Origin of the sequence: Streptomyces javensis (genome assembly GCF_039525925.1) — a bacterium.
In the GTDB taxonomy this organism is placed as follows: domain Bacteria; phylum Actinomycetota; class Actinomycetes; order Streptomycetales; family Streptomycetaceae; genus Streptomyces; species Streptomyces asiaticus.
The window spans coordinates 1-19,426 of the sequence record NZ_BAAAIF010000069.1; the positions used below are offsets into that span (position 1 = coordinate 1).

Annotated in this window: 18 protein-coding genes and 2 CRISPR repeat arrays; of the genes, 13 read left to right on the top strand and 5 right to left on the bottom strand. The window is 69.6% G+C overall.

What is annotated here, in order from left to right:
* Positions 1-380, bottom strand: a 380-nt coding sequence (locus ABD329_RS38465; protein ID WP_344317596.1) for a GntR family transcriptional regulator, incomplete at its 3' end; no start/stop codon positions are given.
* 104 nt (positions 381-484) lie between these two features.
* Here ABD329_RS38465 and ABD329_RS38470 point away from each other — a divergent pair.
* The 3 genes from ABD329_RS38470 to ABD329_RS38480 are packed head-to-tail and all read left to right on the top strand — an operon-like array spanning position 485 to position 2,128.
* On the top strand, positions 485-739 hold the full coding sequence (locus ABD329_RS38470) for a hypothetical protein (RefSeq protein ID WP_198276097.1): 255 nt from the start codon (positions 485-487) through the stop codon (positions 737-739).
* On the top strand, positions 736-1,698 hold the full coding sequence (dapF, locus tag ABD329_RS38475; RefSeq protein WP_198276098.1) for a diaminopimelate epimerase: 963 nt from the start codon (positions 736-738) through the stop codon (positions 1,696-1,698). The genes ABD329_RS38470 and dapF overlap by 4 nt, the downstream gene beginning before the upstream one ends.
* On the top strand, positions 1,676-2,128 hold the full coding sequence (locus ABD329_RS38480; protein WP_198276099.1) for a hypothetical protein: 453 nt from the start codon (positions 1,676-1,678) through the stop codon (positions 2,126-2,128). Before dapF ends, ABD329_RS38480 begins: the two co-directional genes overlap by 23 nt.
* Before the next feature lie 80 nt (positions 2,129-2,208).
* Here the strand turns inward: ABD329_RS38480 and ABD329_RS38485 are convergent, their stop codons facing one another.
* Entirely contained in the window at positions 2,209-3,162 is a 954-nt protein-coding gene (locus ABD329_RS38485) for a helix-turn-helix domain-containing protein (RefSeq protein ID WP_198276100.1), read from the bottom strand.
* A 909-nt stretch (positions 3,163-4,071) separates the two neighbouring features.
* On the opposite strand from ABD329_RS38485, the gene ABD329_RS38490 reads away from it, so the two are divergent.
* The 10 genes from ABD329_RS38490 (at position 4,072) to ABD329_RS38535 (ending at position 16,282) form a co-directional block, all read left to right on the top strand.
* Positions 4,072-4,323, top strand: a complete 252-nt coding sequence (locus tag ABD329_RS38490; protein ID WP_198276101.1) for a type II toxin-antitoxin system RelE family toxin — start codon at positions 4,072-4,074, stop codon at positions 4,321-4,323.
* A gap of 77 nt (positions 4,324-4,400) precedes the next feature.
* Positions 4,401-5,405: a CRISPR direct-repeat array (repeat unit 29 nt; unit sequence CGGCTCACCTCCGCTCGCGCGGAGAGCAC).
* Between the two features lie 123 nt (positions 5,406-5,528).
* A complete protein-coding gene (cas3, locus tag ABD329_RS38495) occupies positions 5,529-8,348 on the top strand; it encodes a CRISPR-associated helicase Cas3' (protein ID WP_344317597.1) in 2,820 nt (939 codons plus the stop codon).
* Between the two features lie 258 nt (positions 8,349-8,606).
* Positions 8,607-10,214, top strand: coding sequence for a type I-E CRISPR-associated protein Cse1/CasA (casA, locus tag ABD329_RS38500; RefSeq protein WP_344317598.1), 1,608 nt, complete (start codon positions 8,607-8,609; stop codon positions 10,212-10,214).
* A complete protein-coding gene (gene casB / locus ABD329_RS38505; RefSeq protein WP_198275279.1) occupies positions 10,211-10,900 on the top strand; it encodes a type I-E CRISPR-associated protein Cse2/CasB in 690 nt (229 codons plus the stop codon). Before casA ends, casB begins: the two co-directional genes overlap by 4 nt.
* A 153-nt stretch (positions 10,901-11,053) precedes the next feature.
* A complete protein-coding gene (cas7e, locus tag ABD329_RS38510) occupies positions 11,054-12,229 on the top strand; it encodes a type I-E CRISPR-associated protein Cas7/Cse4/CasC (RefSeq protein ID WP_198275280.1) in 1,176 nt (391 codons plus the stop codon).
* Positions 12,226-13,089: a type I-E CRISPR-associated protein Cas5/CasD gene (gene cas5e / locus ABD329_RS38515; protein ID WP_198275281.1), complete on the top strand. Its 864-nt coding sequence runs from the start codon at positions 12,226-12,228 to the stop codon at positions 13,087-13,089. Before cas7e ends, cas5e begins: the two co-directional genes overlap by 4 nt.
* The gene (cas6e, locus tag ABD329_RS38520; protein ID WP_198275282.1) at positions 13,086-13,730 is read left to right on the top strand and encodes a type I-E CRISPR-associated protein Cas6/Cse3/CasE; all 645 of its coding nucleotides are present in this window, start codon (positions 13,086-13,088) and stop codon (positions 13,728-13,730) included. The genes cas5e and cas6e overlap by 4 nt, the downstream gene beginning before the upstream one ends.
* Positions 13,731-13,798: 68 nt before the next feature.
* Positions 13,799-14,719 carry a type I-E CRISPR-associated endonuclease Cas1e gene (cas1e, locus tag ABD329_RS38525; RefSeq protein ID WP_198275283.1) on the top strand — a complete coding sequence of 307 codons (921 nt, stop codon included), beginning with the start codon at positions 13,799-13,801 and terminating at the stop codon, positions 14,717-14,719.
* A gap of 16 nt (positions 14,720-14,735) precedes the next feature.
* The gene (gene cas2e, locus ABD329_RS38530; RefSeq protein WP_198275284.1) at positions 14,736-15,068 is read left to right on the top strand and encodes a type I-E CRISPR-associated endoribonuclease Cas2e; all 333 of its coding nucleotides are present in this window, start codon (positions 14,736-14,738) and stop codon (positions 15,066-15,068) included.
* 18 nt (positions 15,069-15,086) lie between these two features.
* Positions 15,087-15,786: a CRISPR direct-repeat array (repeat unit 29 nt; unit sequence GTGCTCTCCGCGCGAGCGGAGGTGAGCCG).
* A gap of 100 nt (positions 15,787-15,886) precedes the next feature.
* Positions 15,887-16,282: a hypothetical protein gene (locus ABD329_RS38535; protein WP_198275285.1), complete on the top strand. Its 396-nt coding sequence runs from the start codon at positions 15,887-15,889 to the stop codon at positions 16,280-16,282.
* 94 nt (positions 16,283-16,376) lie between these two features.
* Here ABD329_RS38535 and ABD329_RS38540 read toward each other — a convergent pair whose 3' ends face one another.
* The 3 genes from ABD329_RS38540 to ABD329_RS38550 all read right to left on the bottom strand — a co-directional run bounded on the left by ABD329_RS38540 (position 16,377) and on the right by ABD329_RS38550 (position 19,390).
* Positions 16,377-17,522, bottom strand: a complete 1,146-nt coding sequence (locus ABD329_RS38540; RefSeq protein ID WP_198275286.1) for a competence protein CoiA family protein — start codon at positions 17,520-17,522, stop codon at positions 16,377-16,379.
* A 607-nt stretch (positions 17,523-18,129) separates the two neighbouring features.
* On the bottom strand, positions 18,130-18,261 hold the full coding sequence (locus tag ABD329_RS38545) for a hypothetical protein (protein ID WP_246618167.1): 132 nt from the start codon (positions 18,259-18,261) through the stop codon (positions 18,130-18,132).
* A 406-nt stretch (positions 18,262-18,667) separates the two neighbouring features.
* Entirely contained in the window at positions 18,668-19,390 is a 723-nt protein-coding gene (locus ABD329_RS38550; protein ID WP_198275287.1) for a Crp/Fnr family transcriptional regulator, read from the bottom strand.
* Positions 19,391-19,426 lie beyond the last annotated feature (36 nt).

Consider the following 19,426-nt stretch of genomic DNA (forward strand, 5'->3'; position numbering starts at 1 on the left):
CGCACGCACAGCGCGCCGGGCTCGAGGTCCAGGCGCTCGGCGATGTCCGGCGGAGCGGGGACCTTGGCGATGCTGTCCGCCTCGTAGGTGCCGTCGGCGCCCAGACCGGCCAAGCCGGCGGCCGGGGTGCGCAGCATGGTGCGCCGCTGGTATGGGGCCCGTACGTAGGTGCCGGATCCTGCGCGGCCCTCGAGCAGCCCTTCGGTGATCAGCAGCTCCTGGGCGCGGCGGATGACGTTCTCCCCGACGCCGAACTCGGCGCCCAGTTCGCCGCGTGAGGGCAGCCGCTCGCCGTGGGCCCAGGTGCCGTCGGCGATGCGGGCGCGGAACGCGGCGGCAACGCCCAGATACGGGGCGGCTCGTGAGCTGCCGTCAGCCATGCTTCTCCTCGCCCACGGCGCTGACCTGTGCTGATTGACAATCTAGTGGACTAGATCAAAGCTAGTGACTAGTGTCACGTTCTGTGCTGATTGGGGGTGAGTGCGTGGCTGAAGACCACCAATCGGACGCAGTCCAGGACGCGGCCTCGCAGCTGGAGACCCTCGGCGGCATCCGGCCCCGCATCGTCCCCGGACCCGGCGACATACGCATCGAGGCCGATGTGACACCGCGCCTGGCCGACAACTGGCCCCAGGTCCTGCGAGTTCTCAACCGCGGTGCCGACTTCGGCCTGACCCTCACCGACACCGGCCAGGTCGCCTGGCTGCGCATCCCACGGGAGACCGGCAAGCACCCATGACCGACCCCGCACTCCACCCGTTCGTCAAAGGACACGGTGCCGAAAACGACTTCGTCATCCTCCCCGACCCCGAGAACCACCTCATCCTCACTCCGGAGGAAGTGGCCCGTCTGTGCGACCGGCGCACCGGCCTTGGCGCCGACGGGATCCTGCGGGCCGTGCGCTGCGCCGCCGACCCCGAGGCCATCACGATGACCGATGCCGAGTGGTTCATGGACTACCGCAATCCTGACGGCGGCCTCGGCGCCATGTGCGGCAACGGGTTGCTTCTGCTGGCCCGCTACCTGGTCGACGTCGGCCTGCACCGCCCCGGCGCCCTTCTCATCGCCACCCGCGCCGGCACCCGCCGGGTCCACGTTCCCGACGACCACACCGGTCCGGTCACCATTGACATGGGACGCCCCTGCCTCTCCGGAGCCGGGGGCATAGAGGTCACCGCGGCGGGCCGTACCTGGCCCGCCGTCCACGTCGACATGGGCAACCCCCACGCCGTCGTCTTCCTCGAGGACACCGCGCTCGCCGAAGACCTGCGCACCGCGCCCACTGTGACGCCCGCCGCCGCATACCCGCACGGAGCCACCGTCGAGTTCGTCGCCGCGCGCGGCCCTCACCACCTCCAGTTGAGGGTCCACGAGCGGGGTGTCGGCGAGACCCGGGCCTGCGGCACCGGGGCCTGCGCCGCCGTCGCGGCCGCCCGCGCTCACCAACCGTCCCCGCCCCTGGCCGTCCACTACGCCGCCGACCTGCCCGGTGGGCGCCTCCACATCGTCGTACGGCCCAGCGGGGCCATAGACCTCACCGGGCCCGCCGTCATCACCGCTCAAGGCACTGTCCACCTCACCCAGCCCAGCGACTCCAAACTCCCGATGGGAGCAGCCCGCACATGGGCACAGCGAGGGTCTGGAGAATCCGAGACCGGCCCATTCAGGGGGAGCCGTGCTGAACACGCCCAAGGCTGAGGCCGATCCTGAGTGGTCCGCGCTGGTCGAGCCGGAGGAAGCCACAAAGAGCTCGTGGGATTCCTCGCCGTACGTCACCAGGCTGGTCGACTGCGGCCTGGAGTGGGACGCCATCGTCATCACGCCGCTGAAACGCGGCCTGGCCGCGCTCACCCGCCTCAGCCTCCCAATCAACCGCGGCTACCCCGTCCTGGCGGACTACGTCCGCCAGGAGCTCATCGTCCACGTTCCCGCCGGCACCGCCCGCCGGTGCACCGTCAATGGCACCCGCTCCCTGACAACGGGCTCGTGGCTGCTCATGCCGACAGGCCAGCGCGGATCCCTCTCCGCCACGTGGCTCAGCACTCCGCACCCCACCCGGCCTCGATTCGTTGACCCCGGCGAGCTGTCCGACGCATTACGGCAGGTCGACCAGACCGGCGCCGCCTGAGTAAGCAGCCTGCTGTCTCCCCCCGTGGCAGCAGGCCGCAGGGAGCCCCGGCGGGCCACACATGGCCTGCCGGGACCTCTCTACACGGGTTCCCTACGCTCTTCCAGGGACTCGTTGCGCATGGCCGGCTGGGCGCGGGAGCTGTGGTTGGGGGGAGCGTGGGCGTCCAAGTCTTCGGGGGAAGGATCAGTTCCCTGGTAGCCGACAAACTGGAAGACCGCTATATGGCGGCCGGCGCAACGTGTGATGAGCTGGCCGTCAGACCACGCTTCCGGTACGGCGGCTCCGTTGCGGTACGCCTCGCGTCCGGCCATCTGGGTCAGCGCGGTGACGAGCAATTCATCGATCAGGGTCGTCGGCAGCTGCCTCGCGATGGCGGCGGCCCGCCCGGTGAGCTCATATCGTTCATCCTGTCCGGTGGTGACCACGCGAACGGAAGTACTGACCCCCCTGGCCCGGCGGCGTGGACGCTGGGACAGGGGGCGCTCGTGGCGGCGAGCGCGGAGCCGTGTGTAGGCGTTGACGTAGAAGTGCCTCTCTACAGGGGTAACTCCACAGGCTATGAGAAACCTGAACAGTTGATCGCCGTTAGCTGGCAGGCCCTTGCCGTTGACGATCCGCCACGCGGTGGTGGTCGGCACTGAGCACTCGCGCAGAGAAGGGGCGCCGCCCCGCTCGTAGACCGCGGCCAGGGCTGTGGCGAGGTCGGCGCGGGTGCGGATGTGGTCGAGGGCCGGGGCGTTCAGGGCACCCAGCCGGTTACGGGCTGCCGCGCGGCCGCGGTTGCGCAGTTCCTTCGCCCGTGCAAGGTCGTCAGCGTCGCCCCGGCATGCGCGGACGTAAGCACTGAGGACCGGCGGAGAAGGCGCAACGGTGCCAGATTCCGCGCGCTGGACGGTGTTGCGGGAGATGCTGGCGGCCTCTGCCAAGGCGCGCTGGGTCAGACGAGCGGCCCAGCGCAGGGAGAACAGATGCTCGGCGAGGAGAGCGTATGGGAGGTCGTGGTCGCTGGCGGAGCGGGAGTGGATCACCACGCTGCCCCCCTACTTTCCGGCGGAGGACCGCACGGCGGTCTCAGCGAGGACCGTCACCAGGCGGCGGCCGCCACCGACCGCAGTGAGGGTGGCCGCGCCAATCGCACCACAGCCTCCGAGGAGTAAAAAGATGCTGCTCAGCGAGGTGCCGACGAGAAACAGGCCGCTGCCCAGCACCAGGACTGCGATCAGCAGGATCAGCCTGTGCGTGGGTCCCAGGCGCCCGGTGGCGCTGGATACGCAGGGGCAGACCGAGTCCGGCGGGGTCGGGCAGGAAGTGACAGCAAGGCCGCTCATGGTAGGAGAAGTCCGTCCTGACAGGGGTCATCGGCAGAACACCGGGACCCGGGCTACTGGTTGCAAAGTCGCGCAGCGCAAACGGCAGTTGGCCCTGCCGAACGAGCGGGCTGCGCGGCCCATAGCCTTCCATGTCCCGGCGCTGCGCGGCCCGGACGCCGTGGGGGAATTGTCTGAATGGCTCTGTACTGGCCTCGACGGGTTTTCACCTGCTCGCTACGGGGCTCTCCGCCCCTCGGTGCTGTGAACTGGCGATCGACCACGATGAGTGCGAAGGCGGCCCCTGTGGCCCCACGTTTGTTTCAACCGGCTTGCGGCCAGGCCGTTTCGCCATGAGAGTGCATTCCGAACAACGCCGATGGCGCGAGCCGTTGGCAACCTCCTGACGGCTACTGGTTGCAACTCGAAACCGCTTCAGGATCCCACCGGACGCGTTGGCCCGCGTCCACGGTTGTAGAAGCCAGCGCCGCCCACGGTGCTGGCTTCTACACCATTCCCCGGCGCCAACTGCCAGGCCACAGGCCACTCCTCATCCCCACCCGATCCGGTCTGCCTCTGCTCGCAGCGCACGTCCCACCAGGTGCGTGCCCAGCTCGGGCTGGGGCACGCTTCTTGACCTACACGATCATCTGGGACGAGGGCGCGGTGAACGCGGCCGCCCGGTTTCTCAAGGACGATCCTGACGGCCTGCGGCAGCTGATGGACGCTGTCGACCTGCTCGCCGACACACCCCGACCGGCGGGCACCGCGGAGTACGGCTCACCAGACCTGCGCCGCATGCACGTCGGCCGCTACCGGGTCCTTTACGAGATCACAGAAACCACGGTCACCATCGTGGTCATCCACATCGGCCGAACCGGCTGAACACGGCCGCAGCAGGCGGCCCGCCCTCACCTGCGCGGAGAGCACGGGCGGACGGGGAAGCGGCGTGGGGGTGCGGGCAGCTCACCTCCGCTCGCGCGGAGAGCACCGGAGAGCGGCCTGGAGGGTCGGCTCGTAGTCCGGCTCACCTCCGCTCGCGCGGAGAGCACGGCACCGCCACCGCTTCCGACGGCACCCAGACCGGCTCACCTCCGCTCGCGCGGAGAGCACTGGCGCTCGGCGTCGATAGCCTCGGCGAACTGCGGCTCACCTCCGCTCGCGCGGAGAGCACGGGCTCCCGGTCCGCCGGACCTGAGCACACTCCGGCTCACCTCCGCTCGCGCGGAGAGCACTGCTTCGCATCTGGGGGCAGCGGCCCCGGCTTCGGCTCACCTCCGCTCGCGCGGAGAGCACCGGCAAAGCCGACTCCAGCTCGATCGCGGGCGCGGCTCACCTCCGCTCGCGCGGAGAGCACGTCACGGTGTGGTCACACAGGACACCCCGGAAAGGCTCACCTCCGCTCGCGCGGAGAGCACCTGTCCGTCGGCTCCGGCTGCGGTGCACCGTCCGGCTCACCTCCGCTCGCGCGGAGAGCACGTGCATGATGGCCCCGGTGACGAGGTCCTCGGCGGCTCACCTCCGCTCGCGCGGAGAGCACCCGGTGATGAAGGACCCGATGCTGGGGAATCTCGGCTCACCTCCGCTCGCGCGGAGAGCACGGCGGCACCGTCCGTCGCGCTGCGCCCGTTCCTGGCTCACCTCCGCTCGCGCGGAGAGCACTCGTCATAGGACTCCCCCGTACCGAACGGGAACGGCTCACCTCCGCTCGCGCGGAGAGCACTCCAGCTCCGCGGTGCCGGTCACCCCGAAGTACGGCTCACCTCCGCTCGCGCGGAGAGCACAAGTTCGATCATGTGAACATGCGTAACTGTTACGGCTCACCTCCGCTCGCGCGGAGAGCACTTGAGCTGCGGCGGGATCGAGATACCCAAATCCGGCTCACCTCCGCTCGCGCGGAGAGCACGCACGCATCCCCGCCCTCCAGCGCGCCCACGTCGGCTCACCTCCGCTCGCGCGGAGAGCACCCTTCGCGACCTGCGATGTTAGAGGGGTTTTGCGTGTTCTTGACTCAAGGAGCAGCTGTTGTGCATGCGCGCCAATCTATCGCGCGGTGGGCGGTTGTCAGTGGCTGCTGGTAGTCGTACGGCATGGACGAGATGCCGTTAGTACCTGCCGGGACTTGCCTCGATGCGCGGTTGTGGGGGAAGGAAAAGGGGCTGCTGAGGCCCTACCCGTTGATCTGTCACCTGCTGGATACGGCGGCCATCGCCGGTCGGCTGTGGGACGTGATGCTGGGGACCCGTTCACGCGGGCTGATCGCTGAGCGGCTGGGACTGGGTGAGGATGCGTCGCGGCGGTGGGTGTGTTGTTGGGCGGGGTTGCATGATTTGGGGAAGATCACTCCGCCGTTTCAGAGTATGTCGGCCAGCAGGTATGCCGTCCTCGCCGCAGACGAGGCGTATGCATCGGCGCCGGGTGCGGAGGGGGAGCGGGGGCTGCGGCATGAGCGGGCGACGCACTGGGCGCTGACGGGCTTGTTCGCGGAGTGGGGCTATCCGCACGGCCGGCTGTCGCAGTCGGTGGCTCATCAGGTGGCGCAGTTGCTCGGTGGGCATCACGGGGTGTTCGGGTGTGCGTTGGAGGCGTCGAAGCTGCGTGCGCCTGAGGTGTGGGAGCCGGGGTTGGGCGGGCCTGGTTGGGCGGGGCAGCGGGCGGTTCATGCTGGTGTGGTGCGAGCGTTGACGGGGGCGGGTGGGGTGCCGTCGGGCCGGTTGTCGGGTGAGGCGGCGGTGGTGGTGGCGGCGGTGGTGGTGGTTGCGGATTGGCTTGCCAGTCAGGAGTCGGTGATCGCGGGGCGGTTGCCGGTGGATGGCTGGGCGAGGGAGAGGAAGGAGTTGGTGGCGCACTGGCGGGAGGCGGTGGAGGCGGCTCCCCGGGTGGTGGCGGGGGCCGGGCTGGGGTCGGCGGTTTTCCCGGTCCGGTCGTTCGCGGGGCAGTTTCCGTTTTCGGCGAATGCGTTGCAGGAGAGTGTGGAGCGGGGTTTGCCGGGGTTGGTGGGTGAGTGTGGTTCGGGGTTGGTGCTGGTGACGGCGCCGACGGGGGATGGGAAGACGGAGGCGGCGTTGCATGCGGCGTCGGTGTTGGGGCGGGTGTCGGGGGCGGGGGGTGTGTTTGTGGCGTTGCCGACGATGGCGACGGCGGATGCGATGGTGTCGCGGGTGGAGGCGTTCGCCCAGGTGAATGTCGGTGGGGATCGGGCGTTGGTGTTGTTGCACAGCATGGCGTGGCTGAGCCGCTGGCGTGGGTCTGATCAGGGTGATCGTGGGCCGGTGGTGGCTGATGGGGTGACGGCGCTGGAGGCGGGGGAGTGGTTGCGGGGTGGGCGGCGTGGGTTGTTGGCGCCGTTGGGGGTGGGGACGGTGGATCAGGTGCTGACGGGTGTGTTGCCGGTGCGGTTCAACGTGCTGCGGTTGCTGGGGTTGGCGAACAAGGTACTGGTGGTTGATGAGGCGCATGCGTATGGGCCGTGGATGCATACGTTGCTGGTGCGGTTGCTGGAGTGGTTGGGGGCGTTGGGTGCGCCGGTGGTGTTGTTGTCGGCGACGTTGTCGGGGCGGGTGGCGTCGTCGCTGGTGGAGGCGTATCGGCGGGGCTGTGGGTTTCGGGAGCCGGCCGTGGTCGAGCCGTGTTACCCGGGCTGGCTGTTCGTCGATGCGGCATCTGGTGAGGTCTCGCGTCCGCGGGCGGTGGGCAGTGACCGGCCACGGACGTTGCGAGTGGTGGTCGAGCCGGTGGCGTGGGATGTGCGTGAGCCGACCGGCGTCCCGGCGGCGGGCTCGCGTCGGGCGGCCCTGGCCGAGTATCTGACGCCGGTGGTGGAGCAGGGCGGCTGCGTGCTGGTGTGCTGCACCACGGTGGACGAGGCGCAGCGCACATTCCGTTTTCTGCGGTCGGTGTTCCCTGAGCTGGCGGGGGAGGAGGGCGGGCTGCGGTTGCTGCATGCGCGGTTTCCGGCGTGGCGGCGTGAGGAGATCACGGGGGAGTGCGAGAGGGCGTTCGGTAAGCCGGGGGCCGAGGGTGTGGTGCGGCCGGTGCGTTCGGTTTTGGTGGCGACGCAGGTGGTGGAGCAGTCGCTGGATCTGGATTTCGATCTCGTGGTGAGTGATCTGGCGCCGTTGGCGCAGTTGCTGCAGCGGGCTGGTCGGTGTCTGCGGCATGAGCGTGGGGGGCGGCCGGGGTGGGTGGGGAGTGATCCGCGGTTGGTGGTGCTGGATCCGCTGGGAGAGGAGGGGATGGAGCCGCCGCGGAGTTGGGGTGAGGTGTATGACGCGTCCCTGCTGATCCGGACACGGCGGCTGCTGGCTGAACGGGCGGGGAAGGGGATCGCGGTCCCCGGGGATGTGCAGCAGGTCGTGGACGAGGTCTACGCGGAGGACTTCGGCGAGCGGCTGGACCAGGCGGCCGCGGAGGAGCTGCGGCGCCGGGATGCCCGGCGGGTCGCGGGCGAGGCGGCGGAGACGCAGTTGGCGAAGCTGACGGCCATCCCTTCACCGTATGCCTCGTCGCTGCGGGACCTGTCGCTGCTCAGCGGTGCGGAGGGCCTGGTCGATGAGGCGTTGGTGACGACGCGGCTGGGTGCTGATTCCGAGCGTGCGGTGTGCGTGTACGAGCATGCGGGCGGGGCGTTGACGCTGGATCCGGAGGGGCGGCGGGAGCTGCCGGGAGTGGATGGGCAGCGGTTGTCCCGGGGGCAAGTGGCTGAGGTGATGCGGCATACGGTGCCGTTGCCCGGGCGGTGGCTGGCGGCGCGGGACGAGCGGCATGCCGCGTTGGAGGCGTGGTCGGATCGGCCGGTGCTGGCGTCGTTGGTGGTACTGCGGTTCCGCCTCGGGATGAACGAGAAGTGGTCGTGTTCGGTCGGAGATCGGTCATTGCTGCTCGATGACCTCGGTGTCAGCGAGCGATAGTGGCCAATCTCCGCATTCAGCAACATTTACCCACATCTCGCTTCTACTGTTCAGCGTGGTCGTCCCGCCCGCGAGCTCGGGGCGGGACGACATCGGCCCCGGCTCCCGAGCTCGAGGCGAGACAACTGGGCCCCCGCTCGCGCGGGGAGAGCAGGAACCTCCGGGCGAGCCTTTGCCCACCTCTCGCGGCTCACCCCCGCGCCAGCGGGGTCTCCTGTCTTGTTGAAGGCTACCCACTCACACGCCTGGGGAGGCGGTATGGAGCAGACACCACCCGATGAGGGCTACGACCTGTTAGAGCAGCGGTGGATACCGGTGCGCTGGGCGGCAGAGACCCTCGCGGCTGCCGGAGGAACGGCTGCGGGCGCCGGGGGAGCAGCCGCTGAAGGCGGGGAGGAACTGCCTGCTGCAGTGGGGTTGGGTGAGTTGCTGGAGCGGGCGCACGAGATCGAGGCTCTGGCGGTGACGGTGCCGCCGGCGCTGGCGGGTTTGTACCGGGTGCTGTACGCGTTCACCGCCCGGGTCACGGGGCTGGACCGGCCAGGCGATGACTGGAGTGACCGCCGGTACGACGTCCTGGACGATGGCCGGCTGGACCCGGATCGGGTAAGGGCCTACCTGAGCCGTTACGCGGATCGGTTCCGTCTGTTCGATCCGGTGTGGCCGTTCCTGCAGGACCCGCGGCTGGCGCAGCAGTGTGAGAAGGCCGCCGGGGTGAACAAGCTGATCACGACGCGTCCGTCGGGGAACAATCACGCCTGGTTCCAGCACACCCGGGATGCGGCGCCGCAGGCTCCGTCCGCGGCGGAGGCGGTGCTGCATCTGCTGGTGTGGCGGTATTGGGGGCCATCGGGGCGGTGTTCGTCGAGGACGGTCGGGTCGGTGAAGGCGGCGAATGTGACCGCCGGACCGCTGCGGAGTGCGCTGTCCTACCACCCGGAGGGCCGCACGCTGCTCGAGACGCTGCTGGCCGGGGTGGCCGAGCCGGATCCGGATGTGCGGCCGGAGGCGGACCTGTGTCCGTGGGAGTGGGAGGAGTTGCCGGACCCGATTCAGGCTCCGGACGTGGTGCGCGGGCCGTGTTCGGGGCTGACGGCGCGGTCGCAGCACGCGCTGCTGCTGGTGCCCGAACCCGGCGGGCAGGCGGTGCGGGATGCGTACATCTCCTGGGCGTTCCTGGAGAAGATGCCGCGGGACGATGACTTCCTGATCTGGCAGACCAGTAAGGAGGGCAATCGGTACCCGCGGGCAGCGGATGCGGGCCGGGCGCTGTGGCGGGATGTGGATGCGCTGTTGCTGGAGGATCCGCCAGGGGTGGCGCGGCCGCGGCGGCCGAAGGTGTTCCGCACCGCGGTGGAGGCGTATGAGGAGCTGCGGGTGCGGGCGGTGGGATTCGACCAGGACGGCCAGGCCAAGGACATCCAGTTCGTTTCCGCGTGCACGCCGCCGTTGGTGGGGCTGCTGAAACTTGAGGATGTGCCGGCGGCGCGGGAGGTGGGGCGGCTGCGGGTGTGGGGGGAGACAGCCGGGTTCCGCCTGGCCGCGGCGACGCGGAGGGCGTGGGCGCTGTTCACCGATGCGTCCAAGGCGGTCGAGTGCGGCTGGTCGCAGGAGGCGGCGGCCAGGTTCTGGCCGCGGGCGGAAGAGGAGTTCTGGCGCCGGGTGCGCGAGCGGGACTTCGAGGGCGCGGCGCGCGGGTTCAGAAGGATCGCTGAGCAGGTGTATGAGCAGGTCACCTACGGGGCGGCGGGTACGGCTCGAGGGGCTCGGGCGCGTGAGGAGGCCCGGGTGGAGCTGTATGGGGGCCGGCCGAAGACGGTGAAGAAGAAAGCCGCCGCGGGCGGCGGGGGAGGGGAAGCGCGATGAGCGAAGGAACGATCCCCGCACAGCAGACCGGGGCAGAAGAGCCGGGCGAGGCGCGGGTACCGGGTCGGTTGGCGCATGCCAGGGAGTTCGTGGCCGCGATGCTCCAGCTGTGTGCGCAGGACCGCGGGGCGCGGGCCGCGTTGCGGACCGGTGTGGGGAAGCATCCGGATGAGGCCCGGCGGATGCACCGGTATGTGGCGGTGTGGCTGCCGTCGCTGGATGAGGACACGCAGCGGGCCTACTACGCGGTGGCCGCGCTGATCGCCGCCCGCCGCGACAGCGAAGCGCCCGGCCAGGCAGGGCAGGCGGGGAAGCGGCCGCCGGGGTCGCGGTTCGGGGAAAGCCTGGGCGTGGCCTTCGCGGCAGCGGTCGCCCGGCCGCGGGACGGGCTGCGGGAGAGCAGCGCCGAGATGCGGCTGAATCTGCTGACGCGGCAGAGCGTGGCCGGGATTCACCGGCATCTGCCTGCGGCGGTGCGGCAGCTGTGTGACAAGCAGATCCAGCCGGACTGGGCGCAGCTGGTGGTGGACGTGCGCGGCTGGCGTGACCAGCGGGGGCGTACGGGGCGGCGGTGGCTGCAGGACTTCTACCGCGCCAGGCGGCAGGCCGAGATCGCGGCCGCCAAGGACGCCGCCGAGCGGGCTGATGCCGCCGACGCCGACCAGCCTGCGGCAGCGGCCAGCTGACCCCACCTCACCGAACCTCTGGCATCACACCCGGACCTGGCCGAGCCCGGCCGTGGTTGTGGTCCGAGGGGCTGTTCCATCGCTATGTCCGGGCCGGACCCTGTCGGGCACCGGTTTGACCTGCTGTTTTTCGACTAAAGGGGAGAAGTTTTCATGCAGCGAGCGGTTCATGCTCCGGGGCGTTTCGTCGATCTGCACGTGCTGCAGAGCGTGCCGTACGCCAACCTCAACCGGGACGACACCAACTCGGTCAAGACCGTCCAGTACGGGAACGTGGAGCGCACGAGGGTCAGCAGCCAGTGCTGGAAGCGGGCGACGCGCCTGTACTTCGAGCGGACGCTGGGGCAGAAGGCGCTGCGGACCCGCCGGATCGGGGAAGCCGTCGCGAAGGATCTGCGGGAGCGGTGCGGCTGGCCGGAGGATCTGGCGCGGCGGGCCGGGCAGCACATCGCGGCCGGCAGCAGCATCAAGGCGGACCCGCCGGACGATGCTGTGCCGGCGTGGTCGACCAACGCGATGGTGTACGTGCCGGGTACCGCGGTCACCGAGCTGGCGGACCTGGCCACCGAGCACCGCCAGGTCCTCGAGGCGGCGCCGGATATGAAGAAGGGCGGCAAGAGCGTTCTGCCCAAGGGCGATATCGATGCGGTGCTGCGGTCCCGTAACGGGGTCATCAGCCTCCTCGGCCGGATGCTCGCGGAGGTCGACGGCGCCGGTGTCGACGGCGCCGTCCAGGTCGCCCACGCGATGACCACCCACGCCACCGACGTGGAAGTCGACTACTTCTCCGCCGTCGACGACATCACCGCCGACTGGAAGGACACCGCAGGCAGCGCCCACATGGGCAGCACCGAGCACAGCGCCGGCGTCTTCTACCGGTACGCCACCGTTGACCTCGATGACCTGCTGCGCAACATCGACGGCGACATCACCGCGGCGCGGGAGCTGACCTCGGCTTTCGCCGAGGCCTTCGTGCTCTCCGTGCCGCAGGCGAAGAAGAACTCCACCGCCCCGCACACTATCCCCGACCTGGTGCACATCGCCGTCCGCGGCGACCGGCCGGTCTCCTTCGCGGCGGGGTTCGAGGAGCCGGTCACCGCCGACCGCCACGGCGGCTACGCAACAGCCTCCCGTCAGCAGCTCGCCGCCTACGCCACAGCGGCGCACCAGCTCCTCGGCGAGCGCGGCCTGCTCGCCTCCGGCTGGGCCAGCCTCGAGGACAAAGACCTCACCGGGCTCGGCGAGCGTCACAGCTCCTTCCCCGAACTGATCGACCTCAACCTCGATGCCGCCCTCGCCCCCACCGCTCCTGCCGAGGCGGAGGCATGACGGCGCCGTCGGCCAAGCCGTTCCTGGGGCTGCTGCTGCACCTGGCCGGACCGCTGCAGTCCTGGGGCGAGCACAGCCGCTTCAACCAGCGCGACACCGCGCCTTTCCCCACCAAGTCCGGCATCACCGGCTTGCTGGCATGCGCCCTGGGCCGCCGCCGTGGCGAAACCGTAGAGGACCTGGCCGGCATGTCGCTGACCGTCCGTGCGGATCGCCGCGGTGTTCTGCTGCGCGACCTGCACACCGTCGGCGGCGGCCTGCCCGCCAAGCAGACCGTCGCCACTGCCGAAGGCAAGAAACGCCCCTCCTCAGCAGCCACCCTGCTCTCCCACCGCTACTACCTGGCAGATGCCGCTTTCACCGCCGCCATCACCAGCGACGACCACCAGCTCCTGCATCGATGCGCCGCAGCGCTCAAGGAACCTGCCTGGCCCCTCTACCTGGGGCGCCGTTCCTGCCCACCCCACGGGCCCCTGCTCATCGGCAACGGACTCTTCCGGAATCCGCTGCACCACCTCATCCACCTGCCCCTGGCCCAGGCATCGCCCTCCCGCCACGGCGACCCGGCCGTGGAGGAGACCGTGATGGTCGACTTCATCGGTGACCAGCCCCTGGACGCCCTGACCGAAACCCCGGAGGCCGCTGGGCTGCACGACGGCGCCACCCCGACCGGCGAGCTCAACGACTATCCCCTGGATTTCGGCCCGCACCAGCGCACATATCGGGCTCGTCCGGTCTACCGGCGCGCCCTCCCTCTGCCCGCCACCCAGCGCGGCGGCCTGGGCACCGCCTACCTGACCCGGATCCACACCTACCTCAACGTCCACCGTGACGACCTGCACCAGGAGGCGGACGCATGACCGAGCTGTGGCTCACCCGCATCATCCCTGACCTCCGCAGCCGCCAAGCACGCCGCGACCTGCCCAGCGCAGTGGGCATGCACCACCGCGTCATGCAGCTCTTCCCCGACACCGAAGCCGAACAGGCTCGCGCCGTACTCGGTGTCCTGTTCCGCATCGAAGACGGCCCCCAGGGCCCCCACATCCTGATCCAGAGCCAGGCCCAGCCCGACACCACAGCCCTACCCGTCGGCTACGGCACCATCGCCACCAAACCCCTCACCCCACTGCTCGAGGGCCTCCGGGCCGGGCGCCCGGTGCGCTACCGCATCGCCGCCAGCGCCGTCCGCAAACCCGGCAAAACCACCCGAGCCCTCTACAACCTCAAACCCGTCGTCCCCCTGTCCGGCACCGCCGCCGACGACTGGTGGATCCGCCAAGCCCACCAAAGCGGCCTCACCATCCACACCATCCACAGCACACCCCTGGACGCCGCCCGCGGAGAACACGCCCAGGGAAAGCACCGCATCCACCACGCCCGCACCCGCTTCGACGGCACCGCCACCATCACCGACCCCGCCCTCCTCCAGAGCCGCCTCACCGAAGGCATCGGGCGCGGCAAGGCGTACGGATGCGGCCTGCTCACTCTGGCACCCGCATGACCACACCCCGGCGCACATCAAAAAGCGGGACCGCAGCTCGTCGCCGACTCGCCGCACCGACAGTCGCCATGCTGCCGCGCATCGGCGACAGCCTGTCTTTCCTCTACCTGGACATCGTGCGCCTCCATCAGGACGACACCGGGGTATGCGCCGTCATCACCACCGAGGAACGCGGCACCGAGATTGTCTACCTGCCCACCGCGGCCCTGTCGTGCCTGATGCTCGGCCCAGGCACATCCATCACGGCCCGGGCTCTGACCACCCTGGCCCGGCACGGCACCACCGTCGTGTGTACCGGAGCCGGTGGAGTGCGCTGCTACACGGCCACCACACCCAGTTCCCTCACCACCCGCTGGCTTGAGCACCAAGCCCGTGCCTGGGCCGACGACGAGCAACGCCTCGTCGTCGCCGTTCGCATGTACGAACAGCGTTTCGGGGCCGACGCTGCCCCTCACGCCCCGACGCTGGCACAGCTGCGTGGCCTTGAAGGGCAGCGCATGAAAGCGCTGTACCGCCTCCTCGCCCAGCAACACCGCATCGGGCGCTTCCGCAGAACCTACGATCCCGAGCAATGGGAAGCCCAGGACCCGGTCAGCCTCGCCCTCTCCGCGGCCAATACCTGCCTCTACGGCATCGTCCACGCCACCATCACTGCCCTGGGTTGCTCGCCCGCCCTCGGATTCGTCCACAGCGGCAACCAGCAGGCCTTTGTCTACGACATCGCCGACCTGTACAAAGCAGACCTCACCATTCCCCTGGCCTTCAGCCTCCACAACAGCGACCACCCAGAGCAACAGGCCCGCCGCAGCTTCCGCGACGGGCTACGCCTGTTCAAACTCATGCCTCGTATCGCGGCCGACATCCAGCGCATTCTCGACCCCCAGCGCGCCGCTGATGTCCAGGAACCAGAAGAACAACTCGTCGACCTGTGGGACCCGGTCTCCGGTCCGATTCCTGGCGGCATCAACTACGCAGCGGACGCACCATGACCACACGAGAGCTCCCATGGCATCCATGATCACAATCGCGGCCTCGGCGGTCCCCGAGCACCTACGCGGGGCGCTGACCCGGTGGCTGCTGGAGGTCACACCCCAGCTGTATGTCGGTACTGTCTCGGCCCGTGTACGCGACGAACTGTGGAGCACGGTCACAGCCTGCACCGCAGACGGTGTCGCCGTGCTCGTCTATCCCGCCGACAACGAGCAGGGCTTCGAATTACGAACCGCAGGCCAACAACGACGGCGACCGATCGACTTCGAGGGACTGACGCTCGTCGCCTTCGGATCTCTCCAACCAGATCCGCTAAGCAATAGTCAAGGAATGGCAAATCGGTTCTAACCGTGCAGGTCGCGAAGGGTGCTCTCCGCGCGAGCGGAGGTGAGCCGCGGGCTCGGCGGCGTATGCCGGTGGGCTGGTCGTGCTCTCCGCGCGAGCGGAGGTGAGCCGGCGGACAAGGCCGCGCTCAAGAGCATGGCTGGGTGCTCTCCGCGCGAGCGGAGGTGAGCCGACGTTCATGGAGGCCGTGGTCTCCGAGAACGTGTGCTCTCCGCGCGAGCGGAGGTGAGCCGGACTGGTCGATCCCCATAAAGGCGTCTGTCACGTGCTCTCCGCGCGAGCGGAGGTGAGCCGCGCGTTCGCCTGCTGCGTGGTGAACACCGGTTGTGCTCTCCGCGCGAGCGGAGGTGAGCCGTCCTCACCCGCACCGAACCACACATCGCGCTGGTGCTCTCCGCGCGAGCGGAGGTGAGCCGGAGTCGAGCACGGCGGCCGCACTTCTTGATGGGTGCTCTCCGCGCGAGCGGAGGTGAGCCGCCCCAGGTGTCAGACCTGCGCGAGTCGGGATCGTGCTCTCCGCGCGAGCGGAGGTGAGCCGCAGAAGCTCGAGGCGTCGTGATGGAGACCGCCGTGCTCTCCGCGCGAGCGGAGGTGAGCCGGTGGTTGACCCGCCGACGGTCTCGGCGCGGACGTGCTCTCCGCGCGAGCGGAGGTGAGCCGTTCACCACGTGGGACACCGTCGGGCCGGGCGAGTGCTCTCCGCGCGAGCGGAGGTGAGCCGCACGCGTGGCACTGCATCACATGCGCGCCGGGACGATGGGCGACGAGGACTGGACGTCTAAAACTGACGTTCACACGAGGCGGCGGCTCGAGGAAGGGCCATGACCTACCAGCGCAACCAAGACGACTACGGACCACACAGTCCGGACTACGGGCTCTCCTACGACCCAGACCCTCACGCGAACCCCGAACCCATCGACGATCCGGAATCCTGGGAAAGTGACTTCCATGAACAGGACCCTCACGAGGACCATGCCGAGGCCCAGTGGGAACTGGCCTACCGCAACGGCTGGATCGACCGCGATCAGTTCGCTCGCAGGCACCAGCGTGAGCAAGTCGACCCGGCGCCTGAAGCTCCGGACCCAGGGCCCGTCGTCCGTAGCGCCATCGAGAAGCTGAAGGCCAAACTCGCCAGCGGTGAGGTGAGTGAGGAGGAACGGGCGCAGGAGGAGAAGGTGTTGGCCTCGCTGGAGCGGATGCTCAAGCCAGGCGAGTAGCACGGAATCCAGTCAGACGCGCCCGGCCTGACCGGCTGCTTCATGCGTGGCCCCGGCGCCGTACGGCCCATACTGGGTCACACCCCTGCCAGTCTCAACCGGGCGGTGCTGCTGCCGGGGGAGCAGAGGCGCCCCCGATCGGGTCGGGGAGCGGGAGGGCGCCTTGCCTGGGCAGCGGCGGTGGGGACGGTACGGCGGCTGGGCCGCCGTCCAGAACCTCGATGCGCTGTCCGGGGCGGGCCTGCGCGGCGATGCGCCGCCGCTCCCTGCCGGATGCCACGAACAACACCAGCGCCGCGAGGCGGTCCCTGGCGGCGGCGACCCGGCTGGCCACGGGGCAGATGACGCCGTAGGGGGTCATCCCGACGTACACCGGCACGCCCATGGCGAACTCGGCGACGCCGCCGTCCTCTACGAACGGGTGGATGCCGGTCTCTCGGCGCACGAACTCGAAGGCCGGTTTCTCCAGGGCAGCCTGCCGTTCGAGCAGAGCGTGAATAGCCCCCTCGTGATCACCACGCGCTCTGGCCCGCTCCAGGTCCTCCCGTCGCCGGCGCTCTTGGAACCGCTCCCACCGGGCCCGCTCCTCCTCCCGGAAGCGGCGCTTCTCCTCCTGCGCCAGACGTTTCCGGCGTTCCTCCGCCTCCAGATGGACGACCTCCTGCTGGGCATACTGCGGGGCCGTCCAGACCGAACGCCGAGCCTGAAGGGGGCTGCGTACGAGAGCCCGCCGCCAGTGCGACACCACCCGGCTGGCGAACACCCACCGCAAGAACTCCGCGAGCGGCACCTGCGGGCCCGCCTCCCACTGCCCACCGGAGAACTTCGCCAAGCCCTCCACCACGACCAGGCCACCGCAGTCGACGGCCTTCACCCGTGCCGAGGGCACCCACCCGAACCACGGCAGCTGGTACCGGTCGCTGAACCACACCGAGGGCACACCGTCCGCCTGCATCCGCTCCATGCGGGCCGCGATGTCATCCGGCGTGATGGGCGAGAGCTGGGCCTCCAGGGCCATCCGCCAAGCTCCGGCCGGATCGCTCGCCAGCACATCGGCCCGCCATGCACCCTCCGGACCGCTGACCTCCAACTCGGCGTGCACGCCGACGTCCCGGGCGGCGGCTGCCAGCTCCAGCTTCAGCAGGTGGTGCGCCAGCGTCTCCCCTGCGAGCGCGCATTCCGGGGCCCCCGGGGCGTGGGCGAAGAACCGCAGGCCGCTGGGGGACCGCTTGGCGTACATCGAGTGCCGGCACTCGTCGCAGGTCAGCGGCGCGGGCGGCTTTACCTTCCATACCTGGTCCCACGAGCGCCCGCAGCCGAGATTGGGTAAGTGCGCGAAGACGGTCCCCCACTGTGATGGGGATTCTTGGAAACGACCAGGGCTACTCTTCGACTCACTTGATCAAGTCGTCAAGGGAGTGGGGAAGTTCGGTGAGCGCCGGCCCCGGGGTGAGCCGGGGCCGCCCGCTCGTTCAGTGTCGGGGCCGTGTCGGCCCGTCAAGGGCGCCTTCGGCGTCGCTTACGCGATGCGCTGCGCGCACCCTGGACCGGCCACCACGTCCCTGGTGCTGGCTGGCTACCGGGCGGCCCCTCCCATCTGGCGCCCGTCCGCAGGTCAGCGCGGGTCTGACTGGGGAATCGAGCCGAGCAACTCTGAGGCGGAGCCGATCAGGGGTGGCCGAATTCAAGGAGCCCCATCAACTGCGCGTGCACGGCCCGGAACGCCATCGGCCCCCCTGCTTCATCGGCGAGAAAACCAGTGTGGCGTGAACCACTGACCTCGCATCAGACCGCGATCCGGCCGTACGAGATCACCAGCGGGGCCTGGGCACGGTGGCCGCCATCGGTCACCACGGCCCTCGCCTCCCTGAAGCGGATGGCCGACCTTGCCCCGCCCGTGATCCTCCCCTCCCACGGACCGATCCCGTGGGGACCGCCACGCTCCGGGTGATCTCCGCGCCGACCTCTTCGGGCACCATCTCGATCAGCACGGCGAACGCGTCGGCCGCCTCCAGCGCCTTCGCGGCGGCACCAGCCGCTGCGCGTCCTCACCCCGCCCCTACGCGGTGGGCAGGACCAGGCGGCCGGGTTATCCGACTGCGCGGTGAGGGGCGTTCGCCGGCCGGACGGACCGAGACCGGCCCGGCGGCGCCCCCGTTCCCGAGGAAGCCGCCCCAGACCCACCCAGCTCCACCCCCAGCGGAAAAGGCGGCGTACGAGGGAAAGTCCGGGCTCGGTACGACATTGACCACGCGGCGCCACCTGCACAAACATCGCGGCGCCCGGGACGGGGCCCGCACCGCATCCCGCACACGGTCTCGCAAGGGAAATCGCAACGAAATCTGCGCCCCTATGCGGCCGTCCGCTCGTGGGGACCGTCGCCTGTCACGCCCCGCGAGCTATCTCCATCAGCGCGTCCCGGTCTTCGATCTCATAGAACCGGTTTGTGCGACCACCCGGCATCGACTTCATGAGGGCCTTGCGCTCGCGCAGTGTGGCAAGGATCTTCTCCACCGTCGCTCGGCCCAGTGCCAGAGCGTCGGCGAGGTCTGCTTGAGTGGGCCCCTCGACAAGGCCTCCCGGGGCGTGCTGCACGACCATCTGGCCGCGCTCGTCGCGCACGTGGTAGATCGCATTAGTAGTACCGGCTGAGAGATACAGGAGCAGATTGGCCACCCGAGACGTGGGGGACCGCCTGCTCACCCCGTACAGGGATTCCGTCAGGTGGTAGCGCTCGGCCCCCATCGCTGCAAGCGCAGTGAGGAGATCGGGGTGCTCCCTGGCGAGCTGGCGCACGTCCATCACGGGGATGGACAGTCCCGTGCCCGCGGTCGACAGGAGGATTCCGTTCGCCCCGTAGAAGCCCCTCTTCGAGGCGGTCCACTCGCCGAACATTGTGTCCGATCTCCACAGTCGGACTTCGCCAGTGGGGAGTTCCTCCCTGATGCAGCCCTGGCGGAGAAAGAAGATCCTGCCCCCCCGCCTGCGGACTGTGAAGCAGACTTTGTCCCTGGTGAAGTGGCGCGCCATCATCCGCTCGGCAACAGCCCTGACGACGTCCTCCGACAGCGCGTGTTCCTTGAAGAGATCTTCCGCGTGCCGGAGCACAGCACGACGGATACGAGGCGCGGTGCGCGGTGCACG

Excerpts from the sequence above, each read along its gene's own strand:
- cas7e (WP_198275280.1), top strand. The coding sequence starts at position 11,054 with ATGCAGCGAGCGGTTCATGCTCCGGGGCGTTTCGTCGATCTGCACGTG.
- casB (WP_198275279.1), top strand. The coding sequence starts at position 10,211 with ATGAGCGAAGGAACGATCCCCGCACAGCAGACCGGGGCAGAAGAGCCG.
- dapF (WP_198276098.1), top strand. The coding sequence starts at position 736 with ATGACCGACCCCGCACTCCACCCGTTCGTCAAAGGACACGGTGCCGAA.
- ABD329_RS38540 (WP_198275286.1), bottom strand. The coding sequence starts at position 17,522 with ATGTACGCCAAGCGGTCCCCCAGCGGCCTGCGGTTCTTCGCCCACGCC.
- ABD329_RS38545 (WP_246618167.1), bottom strand. The coding sequence starts at position 18,261 with ATGGTGCCCGAAGAGGTCGGCGCGGAGATCACCCGGAGCGTGGCGGTC.
- cas6e (WP_198275282.1), top strand. The coding sequence starts at position 13,086 with ATGACCGAGCTGTGGCTCACCCGCATCATCCCTGACCTCCGCAGCCGC.
- casA (WP_344317598.1), top strand. The coding sequence starts at position 8,607 with ATGGAGCAGACACCACCCGATGAGGGCTACGACCTGTTAGAGCAGCGG.
- cas2e (WP_198275284.1), top strand. The coding sequence starts at position 14,736 with ATGGCATCCATGATCACAATCGCGGCCTCGGCGGTCCCCGAGCACCTA.
- cas5e (WP_198275281.1), top strand. The coding sequence starts at position 12,226 with ATGACGGCGCCGTCGGCCAAGCCGTTCCTGGGGCTGCTGCTGCACCTG.
- cas1e (WP_198275283.1), top strand. The coding sequence starts at position 13,799 with ATGCTGCCGCGCATCGGCGACAGCCTGTCTTTCCTCTACCTGGACATC.
- ABD329_RS38535 (WP_198275285.1), top strand. The coding sequence starts at position 15,887 with ATGACCTACCAGCGCAACCAAGACGACTACGGACCACACAGTCCGGAC.
- cas3 (WP_344317597.1), top strand. The coding sequence starts at position 5,529 with ATGGACGAGATGCCGTTAGTACCTGCCGGGACTTGCCTCGATGCGCGG.